The organism is Enterobacter adelaidei (assembly GCF_041937165.1).
In the GTDB taxonomy this organism is placed as follows: Bacteria; Pseudomonadota; Gammaproteobacteria; order Enterobacterales; family Enterobacteriaceae; genus Enterobacter; species Enterobacter adelaidei.
Window position 1 is genome coordinate 920982 of the sequence record NZ_CP154353.1, and the last position, 14933, is coordinate 935914.

Here is a 14933-nt window from a genome sequence, read left to right on the forward strand (position 1 = left end):
TCTTCCTTTTAGGAAGAGGGTTGTAAATGTGCCTCAATATACCGCTGATATCGGTTCGCCTTCAGGTAACACAAATCCACCAGAACCAGTCCGTCGACGCAGTCGTTAAATGTCGGGTCGCTGCCGAAATCAATAAACTGTACGCCGCCGGGTTCGCAAAGCTCGGAATATTGCTTGTAGAGCGGTGGAATGCCGCAGCCCAGATTGCCGAGCAGGGATTTCAGTTTTGTCAGATCGTCCACGTAATCCACGCCGCCAAACTGCGCGAGCACGTCCGGCAGTGATGCGGGATACGGCTGACGTGAGGCGGCTAATGGATGCGTCGCCGGGAACCACAGGCGGTAAAACGCCACCAGCAGATCCCGTGCGGCAGGCGGTAAGCCACCGGAAATGGAGACCGGGCCAAACAGGTAGCGATAGTGCGGATAACGCGCCAGGTACGCCCCAATGCCGGACCACAAGTAATCCAGTCCACGGCGTCCCCAGTAACGCGGCTGAATAAAGCTACGCCCCAGTTCAATGCCGTGCTCCAGCACATCCTGCATTTTGTCGTCGTAGTGGAAAAGGCTGTAGCTGTACAACCCTTCCAGACCCCGTCGCTCAACCTGGCTGGCGGTAGGCATAAATCGATACGCGCCGACGATCTCCAGATCTTCATCATCCCACAAGATCAGGTGCAGATAATCATCATCGTAACGGTCGGTGTCACGGCGTTTACCGCTCCCTTCTTCCACCGCGCGAAAGGCAATCTCGCGCAGGCGGCCCAGTTCACGCAGCAGTGGGACATCCTCCTGACCGTTACGCTGCCAAAGATAGATGGTTTTACCGTCACTGGTTTTGCCCAGACATTCAGCCTGCGCCAACGCACGTTTCAGGGTGGCCCGGTCTTCCGGACGGGCGATAGCACACTGGGTTTTAAAGACGCCAGGCACTCCCTTGCCAAGACGCATCACGTGCTGTCGGCACTGCTCGGCCATCTCACGCGACGAAAGGGTGGCGCTATGCCAGTGCTGCCACGCAATCTGCTGGCCAATTTTAATCGGCAACTGGCTATGGCGGCGGCGGAACATCTGCTGCATGAGCAACAACATCGACAGCGTCGGGGATACCAGCGTGCTGGCATAAAAGAGCAGGCTGTTATGCGCCTGAATATGCACTGGCAGTAGCGGGGCGCGCAGTTTACTGGCGAGTTTGATAAAGCCAGAGTGCCATTTTTTATCGCGAATACCCTTACGCGTGGGCCGCGAAACTTCTCCCGCCGGGAAGAAGATCAGCACGCCTGCGTTTTGCAGATGCTGTTCCATCTGGACCAGGGATGTTTTCGCCGTCCTGCCACCCATATTATCCACAGGAATAAACAGCGAACTGAGTGGCTCAAGGTGAGTCAGCATCCGGTTGGTCACGACTTTGACATCGCGTCGTACCCTGGAGACGGCGTACAACAGCGCCAGCCCGTCAAGCGTACCCGTCGGGTGGTTGGCAATAATGACCAGTGGGCCATGTTCGGGGATTTGTTCGAGATCGCGGGCGGAAACGGTGCAGAGAATATCAAGGTGTTCCAGAACTTGCTCCACCATATCCAGACCTTTCAGGTGGCGGTGTGCAGCGGCAAATTGCTGGAATTCTTCTTCGTAAAACAGTCTTTTTAACAGACTTTTTTGCCAGGGTGCTGGCCTCGCCTGAGGCCAAAGATCGTCGAGAACGCTATCGAGGCTAAACATGATTACTCCTCCTGCCGTCTTGCGAAGACAGTAGAAGGAGCAGATGTCGGTTGTATTGCAGTTTGGTGAAGATTAGCGCAGGATTTTTTTCTCGGCCAGATCCAGCGCAAAGTAGCTGAAGATCAGATCCGCGCCCGCGCGTTTGATCGCTCCGAGGCTTTCGAGGATCACTTTCTCTTCGTCAATTGCGCCTGCCAGAGCGGCGAATTTGATCATCGCGTACTCACCGCTCACCTGATAAGCACCCAGTGGCAGCTCGGTACGCTCGCGAATGTCGCGCAGGATATCGAGATAAGCACCGACCGGTTTCACCATCAGGCAATCTGCGCCCTGGGCTTCATCAAGCAGGGATTCGCGAATCGCTTCCCGGCGGTTAAGCGGGTTCATCTGATAGGTTTTACGGTCGCCTTTCAGTGCCGTACCCGCCGCTTCACGGAACGGGCCGTAGAACGAGGAGGCAAATTTGGTGGAGTAGGACATGATGGCGGTGTCAGTAAAACCGGCGGCATCCAGTGCCTGACGGATAGCCTGAACCTGTCCGTCCATCGCGGCGGATGGCGCGATGAAATCCGCACCGGCAGCGGCAGCGACTACTGCTTGTTTGCCGAGATTAAGCAGGGTGGCATCGTTGTCCACGCCGTGATCGCACAGCACACCGCAGTGGCCGTGAGAGGTGTATTCGCAGAAACAGGTGTCAGACATCACTACCATTTCCGGCACTGTCTCTTTGCAGATGCGGGACATGCGTGCGACCAGACCGTCCTCTTTCCAGGCATCACTACCGGTAGCGTCGGTATGATGGGAGATGCCGAAGGTCATTACCGAGCGGATCCCCGCGTTGGCGATGCGTTCGATCTCGCGAGCCAGATATTTCTCCGGAATGCGCATCACGCCAGGCATGGCTTCGATGGCCTTATAGTCATCAATCTCTTCTTCGACAAAAATCGGCAACACCAGATCGTTTAAGGTCAGTGTTGTCTCTTCAAACATAGCGCGCAGTGCAGGTGACTTGCGCAGGCGGCGGGGGCGTGCAATTAAATCGGTCATGGTATGCCTGATGTTTGTGGAACAAAGAGGGCTAGTGTACATCAAAGTGAAGACGGGTGTTTTACTAAAGTGGGCATTTTGTTTTTTGCGATATTCGCTAATGAAATATTTGTGCTACTTCTATATTAATGGTCATGCATAGTTGAAAGTGATTTATTATTTTTTGATTATATGTTTTGTATCTGCTGGTAAGTATTTTAACGTTATGTTTTTATAATATTTATCTATTATGACCCTATTCTTTCCATGTATCTTAAGGTCAATTGTCTGGATACGGACTTAATGGAAACATTCATTGAACCTTTTCGAATTGAAAATGCATAATTCCCTCCGCAATAAATATTGCCAAATGATTGATGGACAAACTTGCTTACGTCCCTGAGGAGGGATGACCCAATGCAAACATGGAAAAAGAAACTGGTTGTATCTCAACTTGCATTAGCCTGCACCCTGGCTATCGCTTCTCAGGCCAATGCGAAAGATATTTCCGGTACGACATATAATACTTTTGGATATGATAATACAGCTTCCACTCCCTGGTATTATGGTTATACGGACTGGAATGACTCTGACGTTGCTCACGACGGTGATATTTATCCGGTGATGAATAAATCCACCGTGAATGGTGTTATTTCCACATATTATCTGGATGAGGGTGTTAATGGTCGGGCGAATGCATTGAGCATTTCCAATAGCACCATTAATGGCATGATCACCTCTCAATGTATGACCGCTTCGTGTTCTGATGGCCTGGATACTGACGGTACGATCCATTCGCAGTACGATCGTTTTAGCCTGACCGTCGACAATTCCACCATTAACGACACTTACGAGCACTATGCGTATGACGTTGTTAACGGGGAAAATACGGAAACACATTACCTTGATACTTATGGTCTGGGCAATGCGATTACCCTGGATGTGGAATCGGATATTGTTATCCAGAATAATTCTCACGTTGCCGGTATTACCCTGACGCAGGGTTATCAGGAGCGGGATAATACCCCGTACGACGGCGTTGAAGGCGTGGCTAACAGCAGCAAGGTGTTTACTGACACGCTTGTGGTGAAAGATTCTGTACTGACTTCTGGCGCGTATAGCGATCTGGGTACCAGCGGGTTCTATGGTCAAACCGCGAAGCCGAGCGACTATGGTGAAACCAATGCGACAGCAGCAGATGATGCGGCGCTGATTGTGTCAGCCAGCGAATCTGACAACGCGATGCAGACCTCTGCCACGTTCGATCATTCCACCATCACTGGCGATATTTTATTCTCCAGTACCTTCGACAACAACTTCTACCCGAATGGCGATCCGGCAACCGATACCACCGAGGATGGCATCTATAACCCCACGACTAACGGCTGGGACGGTACCGATAAGCTGGATGTGACTCTCACTAACGGCAGCAAATGGGTCGGCGCGGCACAGTCCAGCGTCGAGGCTATCGGCACGGCTCAAATGTACGGCCTGGGCTACAGCAACGTAGACTGGAGCACGCTGTCCCCTAACAGCATTTGGCCGGACTCCACCTATGACAGCAACGGACACGTTGCGGGAGAAGCGGTTTATCAGAGCGGTCTTTTCAACGTTACGCTGGATAACGGTTCTGAGTGGGATACCCGCAAGCTTTCTAACATCGACATGCTGACGGTAAACAACCAGTCGCAGGTCAATGTTGAAAACTCAGGCCTGTTGGCTGACTCCATTACGCTGACCAATGCATCCTCGATGAATATCGGCGATAGCGGTGGTGTGGCCACTGACCATCTGTATCTGGACAGCTATAGCCGCGCGGCACTGACGGAAGAAACGGCCGATCTCTATGCCAACACCATCACCGTGGATAACGGCGCAGAGCTGGCGTTGGGACTGGGCCAGGTTGATACGCACAATATGGTGCTGAGCGATGGTGGTGTGCTGAACGTTGCCAGCCGTGACTACGTGCTGAACAGCGATCTGAACAACGCGCGCTATATCACCAACGATAAGCACAATGCCGATTATGACTACGGCGTTGTGGCGATTAACTCTGACGGCCATCTGGCGGTGAACGGTGACGTTGCGGGCAACTACAAAGTACGCATCGACGATGCGACCGGTGCCGGTTCCGTAGCCGATTACAAAAACAAAGAGATCGTTCGCGTCTATGACAATAACGCGGATACCGCAGCCAGCTTTACTGCCGCAAATAAAGCCGATTTAGGTGCTTACACCTATCAGGCGCAGCAGCAGGGTGACACCGTTGTCCTCCAGCAGAAAGCGCTGACCGACTACGCGAATATGGCGCTGAGCATCCCTTCTGCCAATACCAACATCTGGAACCTGCAGCAGGATACCGTCGGAACGCGTCTGACCAACAGCCGTCACGGGCTGGCGGATAACGGCGGGGCGTGGGTGAGCTACTTCGGTGGCAACTTCGACGGTGACAATGGTGTAATCAGCTACGATCAGGACGTGAGCGGTATTATGGTGGGTCTGGATACCCAGATTGACGGTAATAACGCGAAATGGATCGTCGGCGGAGCGGCAGGTTTTGCGAAGGGGGATATCAGCGATCGTAGCGGTCAGGTCGATCAGGACAGCCAGACGGCGATGATCTACGCGTCGGCGAAGTTCATGAACGATCTGTTCCTCGACAGCTCCCTGAGCTATACCCGCTTCAACAGCGATCTCTCTGCTAACATGAGCAACGGTCAGTATGTTGACGGTAACACCACCAATGACGCAGTGGGTTTTGGGCTGAAACTGGGCTATGACTGGAAGCCAAACCTCTCTGGCTACGTTACGCCATACGCAGCGGTGTCTGGCCTCTTCCAGTCCGGCGATGACTATCGTCTCAGCAATGACATGCGCATGGATGGGCAATCTTACGATAGCCTGCGTTATGAACTCGGTGTCGATGCCGGTTACACCTTCAACTACGGCGGCGATCAGGCTCTGACCCCTTACTTCAAACTGGCCTACGTGTATGATGATGCCGATAACAATGCTGATATTAACGGCGACAGCATTGATAACGGCGTGAAAGGCTCAGCTGTGCGGGTAGGGCTGGGCACCCAGTTCAGCTTCACGAAAAACTTCAGTGCTTACACTGATGCCACTTATCTGGGCGGCGGCGACGTTGACCAGAACTGGGGCGCAAATCTGGGTGTGAAATATACCTGGTAATGAATAAAGCGGGGGGATATCCCCCGCTTTTCATATACAGAAATAAAAATAATATTGAACCGACAAATACGGATGCCTTGAGGTCTGCATGAACGTTAATGCGAAACCACTTTCTGAATTACGCCGGCTCGAACAGTACTTGAAATCAGCCAGTACCTCTTTTAAATGTGCCCCACAGCAATTAATTACCTCCGGCAAGTGTAGTGAGTCCCGGACGATCGTAGTACAGACCGGTATCATCGAAATCTATCGACATTCGGATGAACTGCTTGTGGGTATCGCGACAGCGCCCTTTATTTTTGGTTTGTCCGCCGTGATGATTAATTCCTGTCAGGAATATAAGGTGATAGCCAAAACATCCTGCACGGGTTTTTATTTGCCCACTGAAACTACCCACCAACTGCTGCAACAGAATTCCCTGTGGCAAGACGCTTTCGGTTGGTTATCCTGGATAAATTACATTCTTGGAAAACGCGATATGCAGCTGGTGGGAAATAACTCCTATCACCAGATCCGCGCCATGCTGCTGAATATGGCGGAATGGGATGAAGCGTTGCGTTCAAAAATTGGTGTGATGAATCATATTCAACAAAGTACGCGTATTTCACGTTCGGTTGTTGCAGAGGTTCTCGCAGCCCTACGGCAAGGAAACTATATCAGTATGAGCCGGGGCAAACTGGTTAGTATCAACCGTTTGCCCACGGAATATTAATATCAGTTGGACGCGGTAAGCACCTGAGCTTTATTGGCGCTCAGTTCAGCCACTAAATTATTAAGGCCGTCACTCATATTGACGAAACGCGTATGCGGAGAGCGGGTAACCACCACAAATGCGCCTACGTTTGACTGCGGGATCATCGCCATATACGTAATAAATCCACCGCCGCCGCCGGTTTTCTGAATAATACCCGGACGGCCATTTTTCGGTGCCAGATAGACCCAGCCCAGGCCGAGCGCATCGGCTTTACCCGGCACGTCCATCCCAATAACGCGGTGCAGTTGGGTACGCTGATAAATCAGGGTCTGCATACGATCGGCCTGGCTGCTGCGCGAGTAGAAATCCGATGAAAGGAACTGCTGCATCCAGCGCATCATATCGCCAGGCGTGGAGTAAACCCCGCCGCTGCCCACGGCCGCCAGCGTGTTATTACAGGGGCTAGCGCCTTTCTCTGCCACCATCAGGCGACGGCACTGGTCCGGGGACGGGGTAAAGGTGGTGTCTTTCATGCCCAGCGGGCGGGTTATCTGTTCTTCAAACAGCTGCGTGTAGGGTTTACCAGACGCCGTAGAAAGGGCGTCCGCCAGCAGGTCAAACGCCAGGTTTGAATAAGAGGCCTGCGAACCCGGAGCCGCCTTCAGCGTGGCAGTGCTCAGATAGTTCCAGCGCTGGTCGCGCGTTGGCCAGACAAATACGTCACGATGCGCTGCTCCACCAGGCTGCTCACGCGGCAGGGCGCTGGTATGGGTGGCAAGGTTCACAAGCCGGATTGGCGTGCCCTGGTAGGTCGGAACGCGCGCGCCAGGCGGAGCGTATTTGCTGAGCGGGTCGTCGAGCTTAACCACGCCCTGGTCGAGCAGTTTCACCAGCATTTCACTCGTCATCAGCTTGGTTAAGGATGCGATGCGGATAACGGAATCCAGCTGCGGGTGAACGTTATTTCCTGGGCGCGTCTCGCCAAAGCTGCGGAACACGCGCTGGTTGCCGTCGATCACGACCATCGCCATCCCGGTCGCACCGCTGCCGTAATAGATAAGGTTCGCGTAGCGATCGGCAATATCTGAAGCTAAAACGGGCGCCGTCAGCGGTTGGGCTGCCTGGGCGGTAGAAAAGCTCACCGCACACAGCGCGGCAAAAGAGAGCAGACAACGTTTCAACGAAAAGCATCCATGAAGTGAATGAGGAAAGTAATGGGTATTTATACTACTAATCGGAACCGTGCAATGCCCCGAATTGCATAACGATAGCGAGAAAAACGTAACCATGGGTAAATATGAACAATTTACTTACGAGCCATCTCCCATTTTGTGACATCGGGCTTATGATAGGCACCAGTGTCACTCAATCTTACGGAGAACGGTATGTCTGAAAAGCGTGTGGTTATGGTTGTCGATATGCAGAACGGCGTATTTGAAACGCCTCGTCATCAGCGTGAAAAGTGTGTCTCTCTGATCAACCAGCTTACGCAGGCAGCCGACAAGGTGATTTTTATCCAGCATACCGAGGCAGGGGGGCTGGAAGAGGGAAGTGATGGGTTTGCATTGCTGCCTGAACTGCACCAGCCTGCTGATGCGCTCTATGTTACCAAGACGGCATGCGATGCGTTTTATAACACGCCGCTTGAGGCGCTATTACGCGAGCAGGGTATTCAAGAGTTTGTCATCTGTGGTTGTGCCACGGATTACTGTGTCGATGCGACGATCAAGAACGGTGTGAGCCGGGGTTATCACATCACCGTGGCGGAAGATGCCCATACTACCGCCAATCGCCCGGCGGCAGATGCGCAGATCCTGATTAACCACCACAACGACGTCTGGCGTAACTTCATCGCGCCGGCGAATCCTCTCGCGGTGAAACGCACCGAAACAATTCTCGAAAACTGGAAAGCGAACTAATAATTAACCCTCGGGTCTGACCTTTTTGCCTGAGCCTTGAGACGGGCTCAGGCATGATTTTCGTGTGGTGATGTGTTGAACACAGCAAAAGCCATAACAACAAGAAGGAAGCATTATGTTTAAGTCTTTTTTCCCAAAGCCGGGGCCTTTTTTCCTGTCGGCATTTATTTGGGCACTGATCGCCGTTATTTTCTGGCAGGCGGGCGGCGGTACCTGGCTGACGCGCATCACGGGTGCGACGGGCGATGTACCGATTAGCGCGGCGCGCTTCTGGTCGCTGAGCTATCTGCTGTTTTATGCCTATTACACGCTGTGCGTGGGGATGTTTGCGCTGTTCTGGTTTGTGTACTCTCCGCACCGCTGGCAATACTGGTCAATCCTCGGCACATCACTGATTATTTTTGTGACCTGGTTCCTTGTGGAAGTGGGTGTGGCGGTCAACGCCTGGTATGCACCGTTCTATGATCTGATCCAGACGGCGCTGAGTTCACCGCATAAAGTGACCATTAATCAGTTCTACCACGAGGTAGGCATTTTCCTTGGCATCGCTCTTATTGCTGTAGTCATCGGTGTGATGAACAACTTCTTCGTCAGCCACTATGTTTTCCGCTGGCGTACCGCGATGAACGAACACTATATGGCGCACTGGCAGCACCTGCGCCATATCGAAGGTGCGGCGCAGCGTGTGCAGGAAGACACCATGCGTTTTGCCTCCACCCTTGAAGACATGGGCGTAAGCTTTATCAATGCCATTATGACGCTTATTGCCTTCCTGCCCGTGTTGGTTACACTCTCGGCGCATGTGCCGGATCTGCCTATTGTCGGCCATCTACCGTACGGCCTGGTGATTGCAGCAATCGTCTGGTCTCTGATGGGGACGGGGCTGCTGGCGGTGGTTGGGATTAAACTGCCAGGGCTGCAGTTTAAAAATCAGCGTGTCGAAGCGGCTTATCGTAAAGAGCTGGTATACGGTGAAGATGATGCAAACCGTGCATCGCCACCGACCGTACGTGAACTGTTCAGCGCTGTGCGTCGTAACTATTTCCGTCTCTACTTCCACTATATGTATTTCAACATCGCGCGCATTTTGTATCTGCAGGTGGATAACGTTTTCGGTTTGTTCCTGCTGTTCCCGTCCATTGTTGCGGGTACGATTACGCTCGGTCTGATGACGCAGATCACTAACGTTTTCGGTCAGGTCCGTGGGGCGTTCCAGTATTTAATCAACTCCTGGACCACCCTGGTAGAACTGATGTCTATCTACAAACGTCTGCGCAGCTTTGAACGTGAGCTGGACGATCGTGACCTGCAGGAAGTGACCAATACTTTTAGCTAATACAGGGAGTTGCTATGTCTTTTGCCGTACCGCGTGCGTTACCGTTGTCCTTACTGGCTGCTCTCGTCCTGGTCGGATGCGCCGAAAAAGGGGCTGCTCCGCTCAAGAAGGGCGAAAAGCCGGTTGATGTGGCAAGCGTTGTGCGGCAGAAAATGCCCGCCAGCGTGAAGGATCGCAATGCGTGGGCAGACGCGCTGGCAAAAACCTTTGAAAGCCAAAAGATCGCGCCGACCGAGGAGAATATTTGCTCGGTGCTGGCGGTGGCGCAGCAGGAATCAATGTACCAGTCAGACCCGGTGGTGCCGGGTCTGAACAAAATTGCCTGGAAAGAGATCGATCGCCGCGCGGAATCCATGCATATCCCGGTCTTTCTTGTACATACCGCGCTTAAAATCACCTCACCAAACGGTAAAAGCTACAGCGAACGGCTGGATACGGTGAAAACTGAAAAACAGCTCAGCGCCATCTTTGATGATTTCATCAGTATGGTCCCAATGGGGCAGAAGCTGTTTGGCTCACTTAACCCGGTACATACCGGCGGGCCGATGCAGGTGAGCATCGCGTTCGCGGAGAAGCATACCGACGGCTACCCGTGGAAAATCGACGGTACGGTGCGCCAGGAGGTTTTCTCCCTGCGCGGTGGGCTGTGGTTCGGCACGTATCATCTGCTGAACTATCCGGCGAACTACAATGAGCCGCTGTACCGTTTTGCCGACTTTAACGCGGGCTGGTATGCCAGCCGTAATGCGGCATTCCAGAGTGCGGTCAGCCGCGCAAGCGGCGTCAAGCTGGCGCTGGACGGCGATCTCATCGCTTACGGCAGCAGCGAGGCGGGCAGCACCGAGCTGGCGGTACGGAAATTATCGACAGCGCTTGGCCTGAGCAACAGCGATATTCGCCGTCAGCTTGAGAAAGGTGACAGCCTGGCCTTTGAGAAAACGGATCTGTACAAGAAAGTCTTTGCTCTTGCCGAGCAGAAGAGCGGGAAAACGTTACCGAGAGCTATTCTGCCGGGTATTCAACTGGAAAGCCCGAAGATCACGCGTAACCTGACAACCGCATGGTTCGCAAAGCGGGTGGACGATCGTCGGGCGCGTTGTATGGGGCTTTAACGGCGGCGGCGAACACGCAAAACTAACGCCACGACGCCTAAAATCATACAACCGGCGAGGAAGGGAACAAGGCCAAACAGGGTGCTGACACCAAACCCAATCTCAACTCGCGGGCGTCCGTTATCCTGTACCTGCATCAGGTGTTCATATACCCCTGGTGCATGAACCAGCATATTGAGCAGCTGGGAACCGGCCCAGAAGCAGAACAGAACAAACAGGGCATAAGCAATATTACCTGCCGTGGAGGTTTTTGGTTTGCCGCCAAAAATCGGTTTCGACAATGTAAAATCAGCCATGATGACCTCCCGAAATATCACTCTGTTCAATATGCTTCTTACAGGGGGAGTTTGACAGGTCATCGCATTTGTCAATATCAGAATCGTGGTAATTTACCCTCAGGAATTCTCCTGGATTGTCGATTTCTGCAGCACATCACAATTTCATCCCTTAAGTGAAATTGCGTCGCGTTTCAGAATTTCCGTATCCGCCACAGACCTGGCCGTAAAACTGTGAGAGGATGTCTTTTTTTCCTGCCGGAGTTGTTATGAAACTCACGTCCAAACTACGCCGTGACTGGCACTACTACGCCTTTGCTATCGGGCTGATCTTTATTCTTAACGGCGTCGTGGGGCTGCTGGGATTTGAAGCAAAAGGATGGCAAACCTATGCCGTCGGGCTGGTGACCTGGGTGATCAGTTTCTGGCTGGCTGGATTGATTATCCGCCGTCGTCCTGAAGAGACGACAGCGGATGAGACGGAGACGGCGAAGAGCGCCGATTAACCGTTTACGGAGCTTTTAAGGGCGCTATCGGCGGCATGACGCTCCAGCGCCAGCTCGATCAGGCGAGTGATAAGTTCAGAGTAGCTCAGTCCGCTCGCCTGCCACAGTTTCGGATACATGCTGATATTCGTGAAACCCGGCAGCGTGTTGATTTCATTGATGACTACCTCGTTTTCCGGCGTCAGGAATACATCCACACGCGCCATACCGCTGCAGCCGAGTGTCTGATAGGCGTTAATGGCGATCGCCCGGATCTTATCGTTGATTGCGGGATCGATATTGGCAGGCACGACAACCTGAGCGCCTTTGTCATCAATGTATTTGGTGTCGTAGGAGTAGAAGTCGCTGTTTAAGACCACTTCACCGCAGGTGCTCGCCTGTGGAAAATCATTGCCCAGCACGGCACACTCAATTTCACGGCCTTTAATGCCCTGCTCAACCACCACTTTATGGTCGAATTCAAACGCCAGACGGACAGCCTGTGTGAACTCTTCTTCGCTGGTGACTTTGCTGACGCCTACGGAGGAGCCCTGATTTGCCGGTTTCACAAACAGCGGCAGACCCAGCTCTCCGCTAATTTGCGCGAAGCTGTGTTTGTCGCGGTTGGCGCGAGTGAGCGTCACGAAAGGCGCTATATTCAGCCCGGCATCACGCAGCAGGCGTTTGGTGACGTCTTTATCCATGCACGCGGCAGAGCCGAGGACGTCCGAGCCGACGAACGGCAGGTTGGCCATGCGCAACATTCCCTGCAGGGAACCATCTTCACCCAGAGTACCGTGAACGATGGGGAACACGACATCAATCTGAGCGAGAGACTGTGCATTGCCAGCGTCGATGAGTTGCCCCTTCACGACGCCGGGCACAGTGGCGACGCTAATTTCCGAAGGATTAAGGGCGATATGTGCTGGGTCGTTGGCATTAAGCAGATATTGGCTGGCATCGTTAACATGCCACTGGCCCTGTTTATCAATACCCAGCAGCACCACCTCGAAACGGCTTTTATCAATCGCATCAACGATATTTTTGGCCGATTGCAATGAAACCTCGTGCTCTGCTGATTTTCCCCCAAAGACAATACCTACGCGCTGCTTTGCCATCTCACTCTCTTCCAGTATGACGAAAAGCCAATAACATACCACGATGCCCTGCGGGTTTCGCGGCCTTCCGCCATAATGTTTTGGGGAATGTTGATGGGGAAGTGGGAGAGGGAAAACTCTTCTGAAGCATAAAATCCCGCCTGGAAATGGATGATTTGTGACTTATTTCACAAATATGATGACTGGGAAGATAAAACACCAAAGTCATCAAGGCCGCATCTCTGGTGCGACGTCAGTATGCGTAACTTGCTAATCTGTAGGCGAATTCGCCTAAAAATGAAGACTGTTTCTTTATGGAATCCTGGAAAGTTAATCTTATCTCGGTCTGGTTCGGTTGCTTCTTTACCGGGCTCGCCATCAGCCAGATCCTGCCGTTCCTGCCGCTGTATGTGTCGCAGTTGGGTGTGACCTCGCACGAGGCGCTCTCCATGTGGTCTGGTCTGACGTTCAGCGTCACGTTTCTGGTCTCCGCGATTGTGTCACCAATGTGGGGCAGCCTGGCGGATCGGAAAGGCCGAAAGCTGATGCTGCTGCGCGCCTCGCTCGGGATGGCGATTGCCATTCTGCTGCAGGCCTTCGCCACCAACGTCTGGCAACTGTTTTTCCTGCGGGCGGTGATGGGGCTGACTTCCGGGTATATTCCGAATGCCATGGCGCTGGTCGCCTCGCAGGTGCCGCGAGAACGTAGCGGCTGGGCATTGAGTACGCTTTCCACCGCACAGATTAGCGGCGTAATTGGCGGCCCGCTGCTGGGGGGCTTTCTGGCGGACCACGTCGGGCTGCGTGCCGTATTTATCATTACCGCGATCCTGCTGGTGGTCAGTTTTCTGGTCACGCTTTTTCTTATCAAAGAGGGCGGTCGCCCCGTTATCAGCAAATCTGAACGTCTGAGTGGCAAGGCTGTCTTCGCCTCTCTGCCTTACCCTGGGCTCATGATCAGCCTGTTTGTTACTACTATGGTGATCCAGCTCTGTAACGGTTCGGTCGGGCCGATTCTGGCGTTGTTTATTAAGTCGATGGAGCCAGACAGCAATAATATCGCCTTTCTCAGCGGCATGATCGCCGCCGTGCCAGGCGTATCGGCACTGATTTCTGCACCACGGTTGGGAAAACTGGGGGATAGGATCGGTACGGCGCGAATTCTGATGGCTACGCTGATTTTTGCCGTGGTGCTCTTTTTCGCGATGTCGTTTGTGACCTCTCCGCTTCAGCTTGGCGTGCTGCGATTTTTGCTCGGCTTTGCCGATGGCGCAATGCTGCCTGCGGTACAGACCTTGCTGGTCAAATATTCCAGCGACCAGGTGACAGGGCGTATTTTTGGATATAACCAGTCGTTTATGTATTTGGGTAATGTTGCCGGTCCGCTTATTGGCGCCTCTGTTTCCGCGATGGCCGGTTTTCGTTGGGTTTTTGCCGCGACGGCGATTGTTGTTTTGATCAACATTATCCAGCTGGCTATTGCTCTGCGTCGCCGCAGGCATATGGCGGAGGTAAAATCGGCAAGATAATGCTTCTGTCGATGTATTGTATATTCTTATGATTGCCGCATTTTTCTATCACCCAATGCGGCATTTTTTATAGAAAAACGTTTCGCTGATAATTCCGAAACCCTATTTTTTTCGATGTCGTCACTTTTGCATAAGATAATACCTTTCTCCGCTTTGCATATTTCCCTCTTGATGTTAGTTTCAGGGGAAATCACATAAGGAAATAACACGATGAAAAATCTCATTGCTGAGTTGCTGGTCAAGCTTGCACAAAAGGAAGAGGAGTCAAAAGAACTGGTCGCCCAGGTCGAAGCTCTGGAAATTGTTGTCACCGCACTATTACGACAGATGGCTAAATCTGACCAACAGGCATTAATAGAGAGCGTCGAAGGTGCGCTGGATAAGGCAAAACCCGATACTCAGGTTCCGGTTGAGGATGCAGAGTTGCTCCAGCAATACGTAAAGAAGCTCTTGAGGCATCCTCGCAGCTAAACCGTCGCCGGACATAACGACGTGTCATAGAATTGTCATGCAGGATGCCTATAGTCGCTCTGTTTTTATTTTTATG

The 14933-nt window shown here is 52.6% G+C and carries 13 protein-coding genes; 8 read left to right on the forward strand and 5 right to left on the reverse strand.

Going from position 1 to position 14933, the window contains the following annotated elements; translation table 11 throughout:
* Positions 1-8: 8 nt before the first annotated feature.
* Complete coding sequence (locus AAHF05_RS04505) at positions 9-1721, reverse strand: lysophospholipid acyltransferase family protein (RefSeq protein WP_129323793.1); 1713 nt, start codon at positions 1719-1721, stop codon at positions 9-11.
* 72 nt (positions 1722-1793) lie between these two features.
* Positions 1794-2768, reverse strand: a complete 975-nt coding sequence (gene hemB / locus AAHF05_RS04510) for a porphobilinogen synthase (RefSeq protein ID WP_129323794.1) — start codon at positions 2766-2768, stop codon at positions 1794-1796.
* A 396-nt stretch (positions 2769-3164) separates the two neighbouring features.
* Between hemB and AAHF05_RS04515 the strand changes: the two genes are divergently transcribed.
* On the forward strand, positions 3165-5939 hold the full coding sequence (locus AAHF05_RS04515) for an autotransporter outer membrane beta-barrel domain-containing protein (RefSeq protein ID WP_129323795.1): 2775 nt from the start codon (positions 3165-3167) through the stop codon (positions 5937-5939).
* Between the two features lie 88 nt (positions 5940-6027).
* Entirely contained in the window at positions 6028-6651 is a 624-nt protein-coding gene (locus AAHF05_RS04520) for a helix-turn-helix domain-containing protein (protein WP_129323796.1), read from the forward strand.
* 2 nt (positions 6652-6653) lie between these two features.
* Here the strand turns inward: AAHF05_RS04520 and ampH are convergent, their stop codons facing one another.
* Positions 6654-7814, reverse strand: coding sequence for a D-alanyl-D-alanine-carboxypeptidase/endopeptidase AmpH (ampH, locus tag AAHF05_RS04525; RefSeq protein WP_028017694.1), 1161 nt, complete (start codon positions 7812-7814; stop codon positions 6654-6656).
* 204 nt (positions 7815-8018) lie between these two features.
* Between ampH and AAHF05_RS04530 the strand changes: the two genes are divergently transcribed.
* From AAHF05_RS04530 to AAHF05_RS04540, 3 genes are all read left to right on the forward strand, one after another.
* The gene (locus AAHF05_RS04530) at positions 8019-8552 is read left to right on the forward strand and encodes an isochorismatase family protein (protein WP_028017693.1); all 534 of its coding nucleotides are present in this window, start codon (positions 8019-8021) and stop codon (positions 8550-8552) included.
* A 115-nt stretch (positions 8553-8667) separates the two neighbouring features.
* Entirely contained in the window at positions 8668-9888 is a 1221-nt protein-coding gene (gene sbmA / locus AAHF05_RS04535; RefSeq protein WP_129323797.1) for a peptide antibiotic transporter SbmA, read from the forward strand.
* A gap of 14 nt (positions 9889-9902) precedes the next feature.
* On the forward strand, positions 9903-11000 hold the full coding sequence (locus AAHF05_RS04540) for a DUF1615 domain-containing protein (protein WP_129323798.1): 1098 nt from the start codon (positions 9903-9905) through the stop codon (positions 10998-11000).
* On the opposite strand, the gene AAHF05_RS04545 is transcribed toward AAHF05_RS04540, so the two are convergent.
* Complete coding sequence (locus AAHF05_RS04545) at positions 10997-11296, reverse strand: DUF2755 family protein (protein WP_028017690.1); 300 nt, start codon at positions 11294-11296, stop codon at positions 10997-10999. The two genes, AAHF05_RS04540 and AAHF05_RS04545, sit on opposite strands and share 4 nt — an antisense overlap.
* Positions 11297-11544: 248 nt before the next feature.
* On the opposite strand from AAHF05_RS04545, the gene AAHF05_RS04550 reads away from it, so the two are divergent.
* Complete coding sequence (locus AAHF05_RS04550; RefSeq protein WP_028017689.1) at positions 11545-11781, forward strand: DUF2754 family protein; 237 nt, start codon at positions 11545-11547, stop codon at positions 11779-11781.
* Here the strand turns inward: AAHF05_RS04550 and ddlA are convergent.
* Positions 11778-12878 carry a D-alanine--D-alanine ligase gene (gene ddlA / locus AAHF05_RS04555; RefSeq protein ID WP_129323799.1) on the reverse strand — a complete coding sequence of 367 codons (1101 nt, stop codon included), beginning with the start codon at positions 12876-12878 and terminating at the stop codon, positions 11778-11780. The genes AAHF05_RS04550 and ddlA overlap by 4 nt on opposite strands.
* Positions 12879-13171: 293 nt before the next feature.
* Between ddlA and AAHF05_RS04560 the strand changes: the two genes are divergently transcribed.
* Positions 13172-14386 (forward strand): multidrug efflux MFS transporter, encoded by a 1215-nt coding sequence (locus AAHF05_RS04560; RefSeq protein WP_028017687.1) that lies wholly within the window; start codon positions 13172-13174, stop codon positions 14384-14386.
* A 210-nt stretch (positions 14387-14596) separates the two neighbouring features.
* The gene (gene iraP, locus AAHF05_RS04565) at positions 14597-14857 is read left to right on the forward strand and encodes an anti-adapter protein IraP (RefSeq protein WP_049007514.1); all 261 of its coding nucleotides are present in this window, start codon (positions 14597-14599) and stop codon (positions 14855-14857) included.
* The last annotated feature ends 76 nt before the right edge of the window (positions 14858-14933 follow it).